Raw genomic sequence first — 960 nt, forward strand, 5'->3', positions numbered from 1 at the left:
CTATGCCGGCGCCGAGTACCACAACCCGGCGCAGGCCGCGGTGACGCTGGCGCACGGCCTCACGTCCGAACGGCTCTGGACCCGAGCGGACCTCGCGGACCGGATCGGCGACGACCTCGGCGGACTCGAGATCTCGGAGCGCGACGTGCTCCGCTCGGCGACGCGGATCGGCTGGCTCCCCGACGACGTCCGCGACGGCGACGACGTCCGCGACCAACTACGGGACGCTCGCGACGACGTCCTCGACCTCTCGCGAGAGCTCTCCGCTGCGGATGACCTCGACGAAGAAATCGCGCTTCGCGGGGAGCTCGCGTCGACGGCGATCGGGCTCGTCGGGGTCGTGGTTCACCTCCTCGACCTCGCCGACGTCCGGGTCGTGCTCGACTACCGGATCGACGAGCTGGCGCGGCACTTCAGCCCGAGCGGCAACGACGATCGTCGCGACGACCTCCTCGACCACCTCCGAAAGCTCTCCGCGATCTGCTCGCGGTCGGGGGCGTTCGCTGGCTACGCCCAGGTGCTCGAAACCCGCGATCACGTCCGGGAGGACGCATGGACGATGGACGCGACCCCCGGGGTCGACGCGGCGAAACCGGCGTGCTCGATGCTTGTTCACGGCGGAAACGTCGAATCCCTCTCCGACGACCTCGTCGAACGGCTCTCCGACCCGGTCGACGTCCATCCCGACGCACCGGACCTCCGGCTCGACGTCGACGTCCGGGTCGGCACCGATCGGCACCGGCTCGCGTCGACGGCGCGGCGGATACTCCGCTCTCGGGGCCTCCGTCCAACCGCAACCGCAACCGCGGTGCTCACGGGCATGGTCGCCGATCCGTGGGTACTCGCCGACTCGATCCACTGGGGGCTAGCTAGGGAGAGCCCGACCCGCGACGTCCATCTCGACGAGGTCCGCGCGGTGCTCGCGACGGCCGACTCGACTCGTCTCTTCCCGGACGCGTC

At 70.6% G+C, this 960-nt stretch carries 1 pseudogene; it reads left to right on the forward strand.

Annotated features, from left to right (window positions below):
* Positions 1–960 (forward strand): annotated as a pseudogene (locus tag DVK07_RS22875) (hypothetical protein); the annotation flags it as partial.

The organism is Halorubrum sp. Atlit-26R (genome assembly GCF_003666015.1).
Classification (GTDB): domain Archaea; phylum Halobacteriota; class Halobacteria; order Halobacteriales; family Haloferacaceae; genus Halorubrum.